11 protein-coding genes and 2 pseudogenes are annotated in these 17,269 nt (G+C 65.0%); 6 read left to right on the top strand and 7 right to left on the bottom strand.

All coding sequences use genetic code 11. From position 1 onward, the window contains the following. Positions 1-11 precede the first annotated feature (11 nt). Genes AC2W7L_RS10650 through AC2W7L_RS10660 form a run of 3 tightly spaced genes read right to left on the bottom strand, consistent with a single transcriptional unit; the run spans position 12 to position 2,841 of the window. Positions 12-887: an ABC transporter permease gene (locus tag AC2W7L_RS10650; protein WP_051504997.1), complete on the bottom strand. Its 876-nt coding sequence runs from the start codon at positions 885-887 to the stop codon at positions 12-14. A gap of 26 nt (positions 888-913) precedes the next feature. Next, complete coding sequence (locus AC2W7L_RS10655) at positions 914-1,843, bottom strand: ABC transporter permease (protein ID WP_486004445.1); 930 nt, start codon at positions 1,841-1,843, stop codon at positions 914-916. Next, positions 1,840-2,841, bottom strand: coding sequence for an ABC transporter substrate-binding protein (locus AC2W7L_RS10660; RefSeq protein ID WP_486004446.1), 1,002 nt, complete (start codon positions 2,839-2,841; stop codon positions 1,840-1,842). Before AC2W7L_RS10660 ends, AC2W7L_RS10655 begins: the two co-directional genes overlap by 4 nt. Positions 2,842-3,315: 474 nt before the next feature. On the opposite strand from AC2W7L_RS10660, the gene AC2W7L_RS10665 reads away from it, so the two are divergent. After that, a complete protein-coding gene (locus AC2W7L_RS10665; RefSeq protein WP_486004447.1) occupies positions 3,316-4,107 on the top strand; it encodes a GntR family transcriptional regulator in 792 nt (263 codons plus the stop codon). Between the two features lie 88 nt (positions 4,108-4,195). On the opposite strand, the gene AC2W7L_RS10670 is transcribed toward AC2W7L_RS10665, so the two are convergent. Then, complete coding sequence (locus AC2W7L_RS10670) at positions 4,196-6,010, bottom strand: aldehyde dehydrogenase family protein (RefSeq protein WP_486004471.1); 1,815 nt, start codon at positions 6,008-6,010, stop codon at positions 4,196-4,198. After that, positions 6,007-7,602, bottom strand: a complete 1,596-nt coding sequence (locus tag AC2W7L_RS10675; RefSeq protein WP_486004448.1) for a proline dehydrogenase family protein — start codon at positions 7,600-7,602, stop codon at positions 6,007-6,009. Before AC2W7L_RS10675 ends, AC2W7L_RS10670 begins: the two co-directional genes overlap by 4 nt. Before the next feature lie 154 nt (positions 7,603-7,756). Here AC2W7L_RS10675 and AC2W7L_RS10680 point away from each other — a divergent pair, with 154 nt between their 5' ends. The 5 genes from AC2W7L_RS10680 to AC2W7L_RS10700 all read left to right on the top strand — a co-directional run bounded on the left by AC2W7L_RS10680 (position 7,757) and on the right by AC2W7L_RS10700 (position 13,966). Then, entirely contained in the window at positions 7,757-9,298 is a 1,542-nt protein-coding gene (locus tag AC2W7L_RS10680; RefSeq protein ID WP_486004449.1) for a GntR family transcriptional regulator, read from the top strand. A 51-nt stretch (positions 9,299-9,349) separates the two neighbouring features. Further along, positions 9,350-9,961 carry a uridine kinase gene (udk, locus tag AC2W7L_RS10685; protein WP_486004450.1) on the top strand — a complete coding sequence of 204 codons (612 nt, stop codon included), beginning with the start codon at positions 9,350-9,352 and terminating at the stop codon, positions 9,959-9,961. Between the two features lie 86 nt (positions 9,962-10,047). Further along, positions 10,048-11,658: an HNH endonuclease gene (locus AC2W7L_RS10690; RefSeq protein WP_486004451.1), complete on the top strand. Its 1,611-nt coding sequence runs from the start codon at positions 10,048-10,050 to the stop codon at positions 11,656-11,658. Between the two features lie 189 nt (positions 11,659-11,847). Then, positions 11,848-12,312 (top strand): hypothetical protein, encoded by a 465-nt coding sequence (locus AC2W7L_RS10695; RefSeq protein ID WP_486004452.1) that lies wholly within the window; start codon positions 11,848-11,850, stop codon positions 12,310-12,312. A gap of 94 nt (positions 12,313-12,406) precedes the next feature. Next, positions 12,407-13,966, top strand: coding sequence for a hypothetical protein (locus AC2W7L_RS10700; RefSeq protein ID WP_486004453.1), 1,560 nt, complete (start codon positions 12,407-12,409; stop codon positions 13,964-13,966). Between the two features lie 45 nt (positions 13,967-14,011). Here the strand turns inward: AC2W7L_RS10700 and AC2W7L_RS10705 are convergent. Then, positions 14,012-15,951, bottom strand: a pseudogene (locus AC2W7L_RS10705) (FAD-binding monooxygenase). Positions 15,952-16,001: 50 nt separating this feature from the next. Next, positions 16,002-17,244: pseudogene (locus AC2W7L_RS10710) on the bottom strand (MFS transporter); the annotation flags it as partial. Positions 17,245-17,269: the final 25 nt, after the last annotated feature.

Consider the following 17,269-nt stretch of genomic DNA (forward strand, 5'->3'; position numbering starts at 1 on the left):
GTCAGAGATCGTCATGAGGTCACAGCGTCCTTTCTTGAGGCGGCGGCCGGAGAGGGGGCCGGGTCGTCGGCCTCGGTCTCATCGTCTTCGCTCACAGCGTTCGGTCGGTGACCGAAGCGCGATGCGCTCACGGTTGCAGCGGCCAAGAGCAGCCACGTGGTGAGGTTGAGCAGCACGGACAGCGTGATCGAACCGCGGAAGTTCGTGCTCGAGAGCGTGTTGAGGAAGACCGGCAGTGTGTTGATCGACAGGGTCGCGGCCACCGTGTACTCCGCAATGGACAGAGCGAAGGTGAAGAAGAGGGAGAACATCACCGGTCCGCGGATATTGGGGATGACGACCCGGCGGAGCGTGGTTCCCAGTCCGGCGCCGAGGATCGACGAGGACTCGAAGAGGGTGCGCAGCGGGAGGGTGGACAGTCCGGCATCGATCGACCGGAAGGTGAAGGGAAGGCACAGGATGACGTAGGTGCCGACGAGCACGAGCGGCAGGTCCTGGGACTGCAGCATGGTGTTCAGCTGCATGCCGAGGCTGCCGCGTCCCTGGGATGCGAGGCTGCGCAGAACCGCGGAGAGCCCGGCGACGATCGCGATTGCCGGGACGACCAGCGGAAGGGTGCACAGGATGCTGAGCACCGATCGCAGCCGGGGCGCCCAGAGGTGGACGGCGACGACCGCGGGAACCAACGTGACGACGAGGATGACGGCGGCGAGCACCGACACGATGAGGCTGCGCATGAGCGGGGCCACGATCTTTCCTGAGTCAGCCAGACCAGTGAGCCCGGATGTGGTGAAGCTGCCGTCTGCACGGAAGAACGAGTAGGTCAGCGAGCTCAACAGCGGTGTGAGGATGAAGATCGCCAGGGCCGCCAGTGGCAGCCAGGCCAAGAATCTCCTCATCCGCGGAGAGCTGTTCAGGTGTCGAGCCACTTGGCGCTCCTCTTCGTCAGTGCGTTGAAGGCAACGAGGACGATGACGGCGATCGCTCCCGTGGTCACACCCAGCGCCATGGCCACCCCTTCTCCGCCGGTGGCAGCAGAGCCTGCGAGCTGGCCGGCGATCTCGAGTGGGATGAGGGGGAAGCCGCCCGTGCCGATGAGCACCGCCGCCGAGGCGTGAGTGCCGAAGGCGGAGCCGAACATCAGCAGCCAGGCGCCCAGCAGGGCAGGGGTGATCACCGGCAGTCCGACTCGGCGCCAGAAGGTCAGGTCGGTGCCGCCCAAGGAGGTGTTGGCCTCACGCCACTGCTGTCTGAGCGCGACGAAGCTGGGCAGCGTGAGAAGGATCATCGTGGGGATGAGGAAGTACTGGTACATGAGGATCAGGCCCTTGACACTGTAGAGCGTGAACGTCGAATCGACCGCAGTGATCAGCGCGGTGAAGTAGCCGGTGTTGCCGACCGCGACGATGAAGGAGAACGCCAGAGGGACGCCTCCGTCGTTGGCCAGCACGCTGGAGATGACTGCGGTGATGGAGTCGACGATCTTCGACTTCACGGTCGAGATCGCCCAGGCGCAGATGCCGCCGAAGACCGCGGCTACCGTGGCGGCGGTGAACGACAGCAGCAGGCTGTTGCCCAGGGCCATCGAGCGCGAACCCGAACCCAGTGAGGTGTAGTTGTCGAGGCCGAAGGTCTTCGTCCCCGGTTCGCTGCCCGGGACGAGGAACGATGTCGCCACCATTCCGCCGATCGGAATCACGAAGAACAGCACGATGATGATCGTGATCGGTGTCAGAGCCGTCAGGGCTGGTGAGGGGTTTCGCCTGCGCCGTGGGATGGCCGGAGAGGGATCTTCTCCGGCCAGCCCACCGGTGTGCGGCAGCGACTGTGGGACTGAGGTCATCCGATCGCTTTCGCCCAGTTGTCGGCGAGGACCTTCTGCTGCGAATCCCGCTGTTCCTGAGTCGGCTGCGGCGCTGTCTGGTCCACCGCATCATCGAGCAACTTCGACAGCGCATCGTCGTCGACCGTGTCGGATTCGACCATGGCGTCGAGTCGTCCGGGCATCACATACCCCTCGAGCAGCAGGTTCTGTCCCTCGTCACTGAAGACGAACTCCTGCCACAGGCGAGCAACTGCCGGGTGCGGTGCATCCTCGTTGATCGATGCTGCGTAGTAGGAGGCGACAGTGCCGTCCGACGGGATGGAGATCGACATGTCCACCCCGCCGTCAGCGAGGTCGTCCGCCCACTGCAGGAGCAGGTAGTCCCAGTTGACGGCGATCGGCGTCTCACCGGTCTCGAACGTACCGGCCTCGGCCTCGGTCGGCACGAGGTTGCCCTTGTCCGAGAGTTCCGCGAAGTAGTCGATGCCCGGCTGGATGTCATCGAGTGAGCCGTCGTTGGCCAGGGACGCGGCGACGACGGCCATGAAGCCGGCCTCGCCCGTAGTCGGGTTTCCGCGCATAGCGACCTTGCCCTTGTACTCCGGGTCGAGCAGCTCCTCGAAGCTCGTGGGGCACTTCTTCACCGCTTCGGCGTCGCAGCCGATGGCCATGGTCCCGCCGAGGTGGTTGAACCAGGTGCCGTCCGGTGACTTCATGTTCTCGGGGATGTCATCGGCGGTTTCAGGGTAGTACTCGGCGAGCAGGCCCTCTTCGGCGGCATCGACGGCAAAGGATTCGCCCGTGTCGAGATAGTCGAGAGAGGTCTCCTGCCCCTGCCTGTTCTTCACCGCGTTGATGAGGTCCTGGCTCGCGCCGGTCGAGGTGTCGTTGTCGATCTCGATGTCGTACTTCTCCGCGAACGTGTCGAGCAGCCCGCCGTAATTGGCCCAATCGGGGTAGAGGCCCATGACGTTGAGCGATCCCTCCGCCTGAGCCGCTTCGACGAGAGCGTCCATGCCCCCGCCGTCTTCGACCGACGTCGCCGCTCGCCAATTGGCGGATACCTCAGATTCCCCGCTGCCACCGCAGCCGGACAGGGCCGCCATAGCGCCCACTGCGAGGACAGCTGTGAGCTTTCGTGTGTGTTTGAGCATCGTCGTACTCGCCTTTCGGGCTTGTGCGCAAGCGCATGTTGTTCTCATTCGAGGTGCTTCGATCCCCATCCACGATAGGGAACTGTTCGCAGATAGACAACCCAGGTCACTAGTGAGGATCATTAAACATACATATCTTCACCAGTGAGGTGTGAACAGAAAGTGACCTGATCGGGTCGTGCGGGTGAAGACGTGCCGCTCGCTTATGACGGCGAATCAGGATGGAGGGAGAATATGTTTCTGATGCCGTCGTCGGAATGGAGCGTGGGGTAGCGTAGATGCACAGCACCGTATGCGGTGTTGTGCATGTTGGCGGGACTGGAAGGAGACTAGGGCGTGACCAAGTCGCAGCGGCAGCCGTCCGGATCAGGCGGGTCGCGGTACGAGCAGATCGCTGAGCAGATGCGGGAATCGATTCGCACCGGGGCTCGTCAGGTGGGGCAGAGCCTCGAATCCGAAGCGGCTCTGGCCGCCGAATACCGAGTCGCTCCCGGCACGGTGCGCGAAGCCCTGCGTCTGCTGGTCAGCGAGGGCACGCTGGGAGGCCGCCGGGGTGCACGCAAGACGGTGCTGCGACGTCCCCGTCCGGCTGCTGTGGCTGAGGAATTCCGCAGCTTCGCGCAGTGGGCGAGTGCACACGGACGGACTCCCGGGGGTCATGTCATCGAGCAGAACTGGCGCATCGCGGGGGAGGAGACTGCCGCGGCGCTCAAAGTCGACCCCCGCGCACGTGTGCTGCGGGTTCTGCGTGTGCGTCTGCTCGACGGGGAGAAGGTCATGGTCGAGAGGACGAGCTACCCGGAGCAGCTCGGCGAGATGGTCGAGAAGATTCCCGGTGATGCGGCATCGGTCAGCCGCAGCCTCGCTCAGCAGTACGGAATCGTGTTCGCCGGTGCCGATCATGTCTTCTCAGCCACCGTCTGCGGCCAACAGGACGCTGCCCTCCTGGGTGTCGCCGCCGCGCGACCGTTGCTGCGTCACCTGCGCCGCAGTCGTGACAGCGCGGGCAGGCCGCTGGAGATCTCCGAAGATCGCTATCTGGCCAACATCCTGTCCGTGGCGATGTCGAACGGCCGCAATGTCAATCCGATCAGCTGGCTGACCGCCGACGAGCAGAACTGGTTCTGAGGTCCTCGCGGGTTGCGTGAAGCCACAGACGAAGGCGGCCCGGCTCCCCTTGCGAGGAGCCGGGCCGCCTTCAGTGAGAGGCTCGCGTTCAGCCCTTGAGTTCGGCGGCGAGCTCGTGGAAGTCGCGGCTCGGGTTGCCGAAGCGGTGCAAGGTCATCGACACCGCCTGCTCCTGCACGTAGTAGCGCAGTTCCACACGTCCCGATGTGGTCACCGGCTCATCGATGATCGCGACCTCCGGGCGAGGCGCGGCTGCGGCCAGCAGCTCGTCCTCGAACCGACCGAGCACGCGGATGCGAGCCCCCACGGTGTCGTCGTAGCGACCCTGGCCGACCATCTCGGCGAACTCGGCGGCAGTCTCGGTGCGGGCGGGAACACCGGCATCCGTCACGGCGATCTTCACTTCTGCGGGCACATCCTCGGCCACGGACAGCTGCACCGGCGAGTCCACCGTGCGGGCTGCGTGCAGGGAGCGTTCGAGGTCGAACAGGCTCGCCTCGGCGGTGACGCGCAGGGTCACCGGGCGGGGTCGGTAGCGGAAGATGTTCGCCTCCGCGCGCAGTCCCGTGTGGTCCTTCGCCGCACCGAATTCCGCCTCGAACCAGCGCTTGTCATCGGCCTTGGCCGCCTCGAGATCCTGGTTGCCCGCATCTGCGTAGTGGCCGAAGAGCATGAGGTAGTTCGGGCCACCGGCCTTCGACCCCAGTCCGACAGAGGACTGCTTCCAACCGCCGAAGGACTGACGACGCACGATCGCACCGGTGATACCGCGGTTCACGTAGGCGTTGCCGACCTCGACGCGATCGAGCCAGGTGGCGACCTCCTCGGGGTCGAGGGAATGGATGCCGCCGGTGAGACCGAAGTCCACGGCATTCTGGAACTCGATGGCCTCATCGAGGTCTTTCGCATGCATGAGACCGAGCACCGGACCGAAGACTTCGGTGAGGTGGAAGAACGAACCGGGCTTGACCCCGTCCTTGATACCAGGGCTCCACAGACGACCCGAATCATCGAGCTGCTTGGGCTCGAGCAGCCAGGATTCGCCGGGTTCGAGCGACGTCAGCGCCCGACGCAGCTTTTCCGAGGGGTCCTCCGTCAGCGGGCCCATGGTCGATGCGAGGTTCGACGGCCAATCGACGACCATCGACGAGGCGGCATCGATGAGCTGGCGACGGTAGCGCTCAGAATCGTAGGTCGATCCGACCATGATCCCCAACGAGGCGGCCGAACACTTCTGTCCGGCATGGCCGAAGGCCGAATACACGAGGTCGGCCATGGCGAGGTCCCGGTCCGCCGCCGGGGTGATGACCAGGGCGTTCTTGCCCGAGGTCTCGGCATTGACGTGGAGTTCGGGACGGAAGGACTTGAACATCGCCGCGGTCTCGGACGCACCCGTGAGGATGACCCGGTCGACATCGGGATGTGACACGAGGTGCTGGCCGATCTCCCGTTCGATCGGTGCGCACAGCTGCAGCACGTCCTTGGGCACTCCGGCCTGCCACAGGCAGTCGATGATGAGCGCCGAACAGTGCGGCGTCGGCTTCGAAGGCTTGTGGATGACTGCGGATCCGGCAGCGAGAGCCGCAACGGTGCCGCCGGTGGGAATCGCCACGGGGAAGTTCCACGGGGGAGTGATGACGACCATCTCGTCCGGGGTGAACTCCGCGCCCTCGAGCTCCTCGAGCTCGAGCGAATTCAGCGCGTAGTAGCGGATGAAGTCGATGGCCTCGGACACCTCGGGGTCGGACTGCGACGGCATCTTGCCGACCTCGGCGGCCTCGACGGCGATGAACTCGCCGCGACGGGCCGCGAAGATATCCGCGGCTCGGTGGAGGATCTCGGCTCGACCGGCAGCACCGAGGGCCCGCCAATCCGCAGCGGCGGCGCGACCGCGGGCGATCATCTCATCGAGCTCGTCCGTGGAACCGACCTTGGGTGCATTCGGACGGTCATCGAGATATCCGGGGGCGGTCGCCTCGGCGATGATCCTGCGCACCCATTCCTGGTTGGCCGGAAGGGCCGGGTCGGTGTCGGGCTCGTTGAAGAACTGGGTCGGCACCACGGTCTCACCGAGAGTTTCGGTCGACGATTCTGGTGGCGGTTCGGGGCCGGTGCGGTCTCACCCTCGGTCTCGAGGATCGATTCGAGCTGGTTGACGGATGCGGTGAACCGGTCGGCTTCGCGCTTGAACACGTCATTGCCGTTGGCGAGGTCGAAGATTCCGGACATGAAGTTCTCCGACGCCGAGTTCTCCTCGAGGCGACGCACGAGGTAGGAGATCGCGACGTCGAACTCCTTCGGGTGCACGGCGGGAACGTAGAGGAGGAGGTCTCCGACGTCCTCGGTCACGGCCGCAGCCTGCTCGCTGGCCATGCCTTGGAGCATCTCGAACTCGACGCGGTCGGTCACCGCGCGCTCGACGGAGAGGTGGTGGGCGAAGGCGATGTCGAAGAGGTTGTGCCCGGCCACGCCGATGCGCAGGCCCTTCATCCGCTCCGGGGTGAACAGCCAGTGCAGGACCCGCTTGTAGTTCGCGTCCGTGGACTGCTTCGAATTGCACGTTGTCGCAGGCCAGCCTGCGATCTCGGCATGCACGGTCTCCATCGCCAGGTTCGCGCCCTTGACGAGGCGGACCTTGATCCCGACCCCGCCGTTCTCGACGCGGCGGGAAGCGAATTCGCTCAGCCGCTGCACCGCGCCGAGCGCATCGGGCTGGTAGGCCTGGATGACGATTCCGGCCTCGAGATCCTTGAACTCCGGTTCGGAGAGCAGGCGCGTGAACACGGCGATCGTCAGCTCGAGGTCCTGGTACTCCTCCATGTCGAGGTTGACGAACTTCGCGCCGGTCGGGGCTTTCGCGGCCTGCTGGTAGAGCGGGCGGAGGCGGTCGACGACATAGTCGACGGTCTCGTCGAAGGCCCACATCGAGATCTGCGAGGCCACGGAGGAGACCTTCACCGAAACGTAGTCGACATCGTCGCGGGCGAGCAGCCGGTGGGTCTGCTCCAGGTGGTTGTCGGCTTCGCCGTCACCGAGCACGGCCTCGCCGAGGAGGTTGATGTTGAGCCGGTGACCATCGGCGGTGAGTGCGGCCACGGTCTTGCCGAACTGCTTGTCGCGGGCGTCGACGACCATGTGACCGACCATCTGACGCAGGCGAGTGCGGGCGGCGGGGACGACGACCTGCGGGGCGATCTTGGCCAGCGCGGCGCCGGCCTTGATCTGTGCGCGGTCGAGGTAGGACATCGTTTCGGGGGCGAGCTTGCCGACCTCGGTCAGCGCGTCGGCGGCGGCGTGGACATCATCGGTGCGCACGACCCGATCGACGAATCCGACGGTGAAGTCGAGCCCGTTGTCGTCGGAGAGGACGGCGGAGAGGCGTTCGGCCGCGGGGTTCTTCGCCGTGGTCATCGACGTCGACACTCGCAGCCACCGGCGGACGGTGTCGATCGACTGGGCAGTGAGCGTGGCGAGGTCGGTTTCGGTGTGCAGCAACTGTGCTCCTTCGGTGCTCGGATTCGGTGCTCTCACGCGTCGGCGCTGACCGTGGAACCTGGGTGTGAGATCAGTATGCGCCGCCGAAATCCGGGGGTGAAGAGATGGAGTCGACCGCCGTGAATGTTTGAGTCAGAAGTCCTAAGATAGAGTGATGTATTCCGCTGAGTTCCGTCGTGACGCCGTGGCGCTGCTGACGACGTCGACGCTCGCCGAGGCGGCTGCGCGCACGGGAGCATCACCGTCGACCCTGCGTCGTTGGGCGAGCCGATCCGACCTCGCGGATCGTCCCCGCAGCGGCCGCCCGCCGATCCAGGAGACCGCCGATCGGGTGGTCGAAGCCCTCGTTGCCACCGCGGGGGCCAGAATCTCCGGACGGGACTATTCGACTCGTGCCCTGGCCGAGGCGACGGGGCTGAGTCAGAGCATCGTCTCCCGGTCGGTGCGGGCGCTGACGGTCCCCGTCGCCGAGGTGGCCGGTGCCGCGGAGCTCATCCTCGCGGCCAGCGGGTTTCCCCTCGTCATCGTCGGCGTTCGCAGGAACGATGCAGGTGGGGGAGACCCTCGCGGAGAGTCCGCGACGATTGTGCCGCCTCGGCGAATTCAGCGGCGCATCGCGGGAATCACCGCGGCCCTGCGCACCGCGGGCGTCGGGCGGTGGGCGCAGCGTTTCGACAGCGAGCATCGGCAGGTGCCCACCGCCGAACTGCTCGACCTGCTCGACGGTGATGGTGACTTCCTCGTCTTCGACCCCCTCGGCGAGGTTCCTGACGACCTCTCCGGCGGGGCGGGAACCAGGGTGAGGGCGTGCGCGGATTTCGATGATTTCGTCAGCGCACTCAAGACCCGCCTCGGCGAGTGTCAGGACATCCCCGGGTCCCTGCTCGATCTGCTCGCCGACCGCGTCCGGAACGGACTCGAAGGTGTGCTGTGGTGGGAATCGGCCCCGTACGAGCCTCGGAGAAGTTCTATTACTTCTGACTCAATGGAGATATCGTCGTGGCTGCCGAAGGAGACCCGATCGATCACCGAGCATCTGGCGATCGCGCTGCGCGAGGAGATCATCGACTCCGGATATGAGCCGGGGGACCGGATCAATCCGCGCCTGCTCTCCCGCCGAATGCAGGTGCCCAGGGCCTCGGTCGATGCGGCGCTGCGAAGGATGGTCGATGACAAACTGCTCGACGGATCCCGCGGTGGCGCGCGGATTCCTTTGATCACGACCGTCGACGTGCTCGACCTCTACGCCGCACGCATGGCCATCGGGGAGGTTGTGCTCAGGTCCCTGGCGCTGCGTCCGCAGCGTTACCTCGTGCCCGTGCAGCTGGCCCTGCGGCAGGTCGAAGCCTCGGCGCCGACGCGCAGCGGAATCGATGTCGAGGACGCCGACCTCCATTTCCAACAGGAGCTGGCCCGTGCTTCGGGCCTGCGGGAATCGGCTCGTGCCTTCGAAGCCCTGACTCTGCGGCTGCGCCTGTTCATCTCCATTCTGCAGCTCGACTACTCACCGGCCAGCGACCGCATCGTCAGTGACGATCGGGCCATGTTCCGTGCGCTCAGCAGGACGGATGCGAAGACGGCGATCGAGGTCTGGCGCGGCAAGGTCGACAATGCGGTGAGACATATGGCCGGTCTGCTGGGCCGGCGGCGCTTCGACCAGGAGCTGTGGACCCAGCTGACCCGCAGCCTCGGATGATTACGGAAGCCGGGAGCAGCCTCGGCGGAGGTCGTGGTCTATATTTGTGCCGTGGAGACTTTGGTTGTGGGCGTGGCCGGCGGAACCGGCAGCGGAAAGACGACGCTGACTCAGGCGCTGTTGGACAAGTGCGAAGGACCGCCGTCCGTGCTCTTCCACGACAACTACTACAAGCGGCGCGACGAGCTCACCTACGAGGAGCGCGAGAAGGTCAACTACGACGATCTCGATGCCTTCGACAACGACCTCTTCGTCGAGCATCTCACCGCATTGCGGAACTCCGAAGCGGTCGACAGCCCCGTCTACGACTTCTCGATCCACAACCGCAGCGACGAGACGACGCGCGTCGAACCCGCGCCGGTCATCATCGTCGAAGGCATCCTCATCTTCGCCGAACCGCGCATCTGCCGGCTGCTCGACATCAAGCTCTTCGTCGACACGGACGCCGATGTGCGCCTGCTGCGCCGGATCAAACGCGATGTCGTCGACCGCGGGCGGACCCTGCAGTCGGTGGAGGATCAGTACTTGGGCACGGTCAAGCCGATGCACGAACTCTACGTCGAGCCGTCGAAGCGCAATGCCGACCTCATCATCCCCGACGGCGGCCACAACATCGTCGCCATGGACATGATCCTCAACCGCATCCAGCGCGGAGTCGGCTGAATCTGAAATAGGATCTGACCTGGCCGTACTGGGTCCTTCGGGGCCGTTCGCGAAGTCGTGTCAGTGCCGACGGGTACCGTTTTCATATGGACGTCGACACCGCACGGGAACCAGCGCCGGTTCCGGATCCGCTGACCGAGATCATTCGGTTCGGTGAGCTCCTGCGCGGTCTCGACCCAGGCGGCACCGAGGCACAGACACTCGAGCGGATCACAGCTCTCGAAGAACTCAGATCCGCTGTCGTCGCCGCACAGTCGAAAGAGGCGGTGGCCTTCGAAGCGCTGCGCATCGAGCGGGACCGGCTCAACCGGGTGCCCGCGATCGATTGCGGAAAACGCGCCGGGGACGAGGTCGGACTGGCGAAGAAGGTCTCGCCCGGATCGGGCCGGAAGTTCCTCAGCACTGCCCGCTCGATCGTCATCGGCATGCCCAACACCTTCAAAGCCCTGTCCAAAGGGGAGATCTCCGAGGACAAAGCGCGCATCATGGTCGACGAGACCGCGGTCCTCGACGCAGCCGATCGACGCAGGGTCGATACGCGGATGAAGCGCAGTCTCGAACCGTCCGGGCTGCGCAGCCTGCGCTCCGAAGTGCGTGCCATCAGTGCGGAGATGGACGCCGAGGCGGCCGCGAAGCGGGCAGCGAAAGCCGTGACCAATCGTCGCGTGACCATGACCGTGATCGACGACGGGATGGCCAGGATCTCTGCGATCCTGCCGCTTCCACAGGCCGTCGCCGCCTATGAGAGCCTCAGAGCCGGTGCCGAGACGATCACTGCCGCCGGTGACGCAGGCGGGCGGAATCGCCAGCAGGTGCTCGCCGACGCCTTCGTCGAACGGTTGAGCGGCCAAACGAGTGCGACGGCGGTGCCCGCGGAGATCCATCTGCTCGTCGAAGCCGAATCCCTGCTCTCTGACGGGCTCGTACCCGCCTGGCTGCCCGGGTTCGGACCGCTGCCGGCGAAGACGGCACGGAAGTTCATCGCCGCGAATGAGGCGAAGATGTTCATCAGCCGGGTCTTCACTCGCCCCGATGACGGGCAGCTGGTGGGGATGGACGCGAAGGGCCGAGAGTTCACCGGGCGGCTGCGGCAGATGATCACGTTCCGCGACGATGTGTGCCGGACTCCGTGGTGCGATGCTCCGATCCGGCATGCCGATCATGCCCGTTCCGTCGCCGCAGGCGGATCTACCACCTGGGAGAACGGTTCAGGGCTGTGCGCATCCTGCAACTACGCGAAGGAACATCCCGGGTGGAAGCACGAGGCGACAGCCGAAGGGCTTCGCGTCACCACGCCGAGCGGACGATCCTACGAGGTGACCACTCCCGCGGTGGTCCGCCGCATGCGGTTCCCGCGTCCCGAAGCAGTGTCCGAACCCGGAAAATCGCCGCCGGAGACCGATTGGAGGCAGACCTTCTCCCGATTCCTCGAACCGCAGCGAGATGAACAGACACCGCGGGACGAGTCGCCTCCGTCGGGTGAGGAACCTCGTACACAGAGGGAGTTTCCGATCGAGTTCCAAACGATCGCCCCGAGCTTCGTCCTGCCCGACCAGCTGCCGCCGCGGCACTGCACCCGTGCCGAGAAGATCGCCGAGTGGCGCAGACGCAATGCGCACCGGCGGCCGACCGGAAGGGACTGCGGAGGCAGCTCGGTCGAGCAGGAATTGGTGCAGGCTGTCTACGGGTCGGACTGAGCCACGTGTCGGATCTGGAACACGTGTCGGATCTGGAACATGGCGGGAACACCTGTCACATGGATATTGCAGAGAATCGTGGTTATGGACGGGGCGGGTAAACACGACAGCACACCACTGACGACTGCGCGGGGGCGAAGTCTCAACCTCGTGGCGCGTGTGCTCCCCTTAGGGGCGGTGGTGTGTTGGGTGATCACGATCTTCGTGCCGGTCCTCGACAGCGGAGGCCCTGGCTCGATGCGAATCCGCGTGACATCGCTCGGGTTCTCGCCGATCGACATGAATGACCTCGACGAGGTCTACCTCGTGCTCTGGATCATCATTCTCACCGGAGTGTTCACCGCCTGGCTGCTCTCCGCATCGAAGTGGTGGTCGATCGCGGCCATCGTCCTTGGCACAGTGCTGGGGCTGCGTCTCCTGCAGATGGTCGCCGACCCGCCGATCATGATGTGGGACGGGCAGACGGCCAATGGCACGCCCACCGGCGGCATGGAAGTTGCCTATCCCGCGGCCGGGTTCGGCCTCTGGGTGCTCGGGAGCCTTCTGTTCTTCGCCGCCGGAATCTGTGGTCTGGTCGCCGCCGCCCAACAGGACCACTATCGCCGTGAACGGATCAAACGCTGCATGTCGAAGCGCCATGGTCCCGCCGAGTGAGGCTCGCCCCGCGACGGTGCGAGTCGCGGACGGCAGATGGCTGCTGCGATCCGCCCAAGCGCTGTCTCTGTCTGCCCTCTGCTTGTGGATCGTCATGCTGTGGGTGCCAATCTGCGCCAGTGCTGAGGACACCTCCGAATCACCGCACCCGCCGCGCATCATCGTCACTGCCCTCGGTGGAGCGCCTTTCGACCTCGAAGAAGCTCGTATGCCGTACATCCTGGTCGCACTCGGGGTCTTCGCGTGCGCAGCTTCTGCCTTACTCCTCACCGTCCGGTCTCAGCCAGATATGCACCCGTGGCCGGACGTCGTCGCACGTATGTGGTCCGTCGGCACCCTCTTTCTGAGTCTCTGTGTGTTCCTTGTCCTGGCCGAACTGCTAATGAATCTGCCGACGATCATGTGGGACGCCGTCGACGATCAGGGGCGGCCGATCTTCGGGACGGTCGTCGCGCAACCGTCGATTGGCGCAGGGCTGTGGCTCATCGGCTGTCTCTGTCTGCTGGCAGCGGGAGTCTGCGGCCTCCTCGGCGACGTCAGGCGGAGGAGGGCTGTCCCCGGTAGTGGGACAGCACTGCGCGAAGAAGCAGCACCCGTTCACCACGCAAACTCGAGAATCACCCCATGGCCCCGAGGGAACCGAACGCACCGCCTCGCGCAACGGCTGCCGTGGGGCGCGTTGGCCTGCTGGGTGCTGATGATCTGGGTACCGCTTTTCGACAGCGGCGACCATGGTGATGATCGACTCACGGTGACATCGCTCGGACGGGTACCCTTCGATCTCGCCGACCTCACCCCGGAAATCATCCTGCCCTGGGTGGTCGTTCTCGTCTGCGCAACTACCGCGAAACGGTTCGACACCTTCGCCCACTGGCCTCTTCTGTCGGTGGCAGCCGGAGTCGGCCTGTTCATCCAGCAGGCGACGATGGTCACCGATCTTCCGCGAGAGCGGGTGACCAGCACCGATGCCGCTGGCGAAAAGCTCAGTGCCTTCATCGTCGGGTATCCGTCAGAGGGCCACTATCTCTGGACGCTCGGCTGCCTTGCACTCGTTGCCGCAGGCATCAGCGGACTCCTCAGCGATCGGCGGCGGATAGATCGGCAGAGGCAGCGGCAGATGCATCGGCAGGCAAAGCGTCCGCCGGAAAAGATCATTCGCCGACGCCAACGCAAACTGCAACAGCTGGCCCGGCTGCTGCCTTTCATCGCGGTCACCATGTGGATCGCCACGATCTTCATCCCCGTCGTCGACAGCTTCAACGGCGTCGGCCCTCGCATCCGATTGACCTCGCTGGGGGACTTGACGTTCGATGACGGCGGTGAAATGCTGCCGCCTTTCATTCTCCTCTGGGCGATTGTGGTCGGCTTTGCCGCGCTCGGCCTCGGCTTCGCCGCTGACCAGTGGTGGAACGTGGCGGCCGTGCTCATCGCCGCGCTCATCGTGCTCATCTTCGTCGCCATCCTTCTCAACCCTCCGACGATTATGTGGGACGGTCAGCTGCCCGACGGCACGCCGATCGGGGGCATGGAAGTTGGACGGCCGTCCTTCGGCTTCGGACTGTGGCTCATCGGAGCAGCCTCACTCGCCGCGGCCGGTATCTGCGGATTCGCGGCAAATGCACAGCGCCCCCGACACACGGTCGAGGGCGCTTGAGTCTCAGCGAACCGAAATTCGACTGAGGGCGGAAAGAGGGCTGTATCACTTCACGGGTTCGAAGACCTTCGCGAAGTAGTCGCCGATCTCGGAGTGCGCATCCAAGGGGAAGATTCCTGAGACGTACTGGTCGGGGCGGACCACGACGACGGCGCCGTCGCGGCTGATCTCACGGGCCTCGAAGATGTCCTCATCGGGCAGGGTCGCGTAGATCTTCTCCACGTATTCAAGATCGAAGGCGCCGATATGCGGACGGAAGACCGTCGGCACATCGGGGAAGGCGAATTCCTTGTGTTCCTGCTGGTAGATGACGCTGAGTTCGACGAGGGCGTCGAGGTCCTCACCGTCCCGACGGTAGGCGACCAGGGGAGAGGCAGGATCCGATTCGAGCCACGCAGCCAGCGCCGCCACTTTCGACTCGCCGGCTGCGCCGTCGCCACTGGCGGAGCCGTCAACGACCGGAGCGGCCCGATCGGCGAAGACGTAGACACGCCAGCGCCCGTCAGCGCGGGCTTCGTGCCCGAGATGGATGAAGTTCGCATCGCAGCTGCGCTTGACCCGAGCCGACTTGAACCGCTTGCCGATCGGGAATCCCGCGGCGAGCTCCTGATGAGTCGTCGGCGTCGTGATCATCGACTCCGTGTACTCGGTCATGAAGCCGGCGGGGAACTCTGCGGTCTTGACGTAGAAGTCCTCGAGGTACGTCGACTCCGGCAGCTCTTCCTGCGGAGTCGCCATGAGCGTCGACCATTCCTTGTCGAAGTCGATGAGGTTCTTCGCCGCCACCTGACGTTCGGCAGAGTAGGTGCGCAGCAGCTCCGTCGACGATCGGCCGGAGATGACCTGACCGAGCTTCCACGCGATGTTGAACCCGTCCTGCATCGACACGTTCATTCCCTGTCCGGCCTTCGCCGAGTGGGTGTGGCAGGCATCGCCGGTGATGAACACGCGCGGGCACTGAGAGGCCGGATCGGTCTCGTCGGTGTCGTCGAAGGCATCCGTGAGCCGGTGCCCGACCTCGTAGACCGAATGCCAGGCCACCTTCTTCACATCGACGCTGTAGGGCGCGATGATTGCGTTGGCGCGGTCGATGATCTCGTCGATGCTCGTCGACCGCACCTTCCGTGCATCATCCTCGGGTACGACGCCGAGGTCGACGTACATCCGGAACAGGTGCCCGCCCTCGCGGGGGATGTGGAGAATATTGCCGTTCTTCGACGAGATCGCGCACTTGGTGCGGATATCGGGGAAGTCCGAATTCGCGAGCACGTCCATCACACCCCAGGCATGGTTGGCCTGATCGCCGGTCAACGTCCGGCCGATCGCCGACCGCACCTTCGACCGTGCTCCGTCGCAGCCGACGACGTAGCCTGCGCGGATGGTCCGTTCCTCACCGACGCGCTCGCCGGCGGTGTAGCGGACGGTCACGGACACCGGATGATCCTTCGCCGAGGCGGCCGGAGCGTCCCCGTCGACCGTGAGGTCGACGAACTCGATCCCGTAGTCGGGCGTGATCTTCCCGGGGGACTGGGCGGCGAACTGAGCGAAGTAGTCGAGAACGCGTGCCTGATTGACGATGAGGTGCGGGAATTCGCTGATCCCGTACTCGTCGTCCTTGGGCCGACCGGTGCGGATGATGTTCTCGGGGTTCTCGGATCCGGATTCCAGAACGACATCTCCGTGATGTGGTAGCCCTCGCGCATGATCTCCTCGGCGAAGCCGAACGCCTGGAAGGTCTCGACCGAGCGGGCCTGAATGCCGTCGGCCTGACCGATGACCAGCCGCGAATCGCGCTTCTCGATCATCCGCGTGTTCACGTCTGGGTACTGCGAGAGCTGGGCCGCCGCGATCATCCCCGCCGGACCGCTGCCGACGATGAGGACATCGACCTCATCGGGCAGATCCTCTGCGCGATCGATTCCGTACCCAGCGGCCTCCTCGATCCGCGGGTCTGCGGACACATAGCCGTTCTGATGGAAATGCATGTCAACCTCCGGTTCTTGACACGTCGTCGTGATACTTGAATGCTATCAGTTCATATACGATCTGAGGTTTTCGGGGTGGCCGACATCACGTCGTCGCTGATCACCTGCGGCGAACCGACCCCGATGATCGGGCTCACGGACTGCTCGTCTTCGTGGTCGGGTCCCAGCGGAATGCCGGTGCGGTCGCGCAGCAGCGGCGTCGCCGTGAGTGAGAGCACGGTGACGATGCCCGGGTACAACCGCCACCGAGGTGGTCGTTCCCGTCGATGAGACGAGGGCCTTTGCGATCGTCGGAGCGAAGGCACCACCGAGGATCGATCCGATCGCATAGGAGACTGAGACCCCGGAGAAGCGAACACTGGAGGGGAAGAGTTCGGCATACATCGCCGGCTGCTGACCGTAGGTGAAGCCGAGGCCGACAGTGAGGACGACGAGCCCGAGCAGGAGCATGCCCGTCGAACCCGTGTTGACCAGCGGGAACAGGCTGAAGATGCCGATGAGCAGCAGCGCCCACCCGAGGATGTAGGTGTTCCGGCGCCCGATCTTGTCCGAGACGGCGCCTGCGATGATCGTAAACACCAGCCAGGACACCGCCGAGGCGGCGACGGCCCAGAGCACGGGGCCGCGCTCGAGGCCGATGGGGCCGGCTGGATCCGTGGCGTAGTTCTGGATGTATCCGCCGGTGGTCATGTACCCCGCGGCACTGTTGGCCATGAAGATGACCGAGGCGAGGACGACGAGCAGCCAGTGGCCCTTGATGAGCTTGCCCAGAGGGTTCGACACCTGCTCCTTGCGCTCGGCGATCTCGTGGAAGAGGGGAGATTCCTCGACTCCGCGGCGGATCCAGTAGCCGATGAAGACGAGCGCGATGGAGAGGAAGAACGGCACTCGCCAGCCCCATTCGAGGAAGGCATCACCCGGGGCGATCGACGTCATCAGGGCGAGGACGCCCGAGGACAGCAGAAGTCCGATGGACACCCCGATCTGCGGGAACGATCCGTGCAGTCCACGTGATCTCTTGTCCGCGTGTTCGACGGCGAGCAGGACGGCTCCGCCCCATTCTCCGCCTGCCGAGATGCCCTGGACGATGCGCAGCGCGATGAGCAGGATCGGAGCCAGGATGCCTGCGGATTCGTAGGTCGGCAGGAAGCCGATGAGCGCGGTCGCCGCACCCATGGCGATGAGGGTGATGATGAGGACCACCCGGCGGCCGAGCCTGTCGCCGAAGTGGCCTGCGAGGAATGCGCCCGAGGGGCGGAAGAGGAAGCTGATCCCGACCGTCGCGAACGCCACCCGGGTCTGAGTGTGCTTCTGTGCT

This window comes from Brevibacterium sp. LAARM3_SD1 (assembly GCF_057364765.1).

Coding starts and splice junctions, on each gene's coding strand:
- AC2W7L_RS10655 (WP_486004445.1), bottom strand. CDS start 1,843: ATGACCTCAGTCCCACAGTCGCTGCCGCACACCGGTGGGCTGGCCGGA.
- AC2W7L_RS10660 (WP_486004446.1), bottom strand. CDS start 2,841: ATGGACGCTCTCGTCGAAGCGGCTCAGGCGGAGGGATCGCTCAACGTC.
- AC2W7L_RS10670 (WP_486004471.1), bottom strand. CDS start 6,010: ATGATCGCCCGCGGTCGCGCCGCCGCTGCGGATTGGCGGGCCCTCGGT.
- AC2W7L_RS10680 (WP_486004449.1), top strand. CDS start 7,757: ATGTATTCCGCTGAGTTCCGTCGTGACGCCGTGGCGCTGCTGACGACG.
- AC2W7L_RS10690 (WP_486004451.1), top strand. CDS start 10,048: ATGGACGTCGACACCGCACGGGAACCAGCGCCGGTTCCGGATCCGCTG.
- AC2W7L_RS10700 (WP_486004453.1), top strand. CDS start 12,407: ATGCTGTGGGTGCCAATCTGCGCCAGTGCTGAGGACACCTCCGAATCA.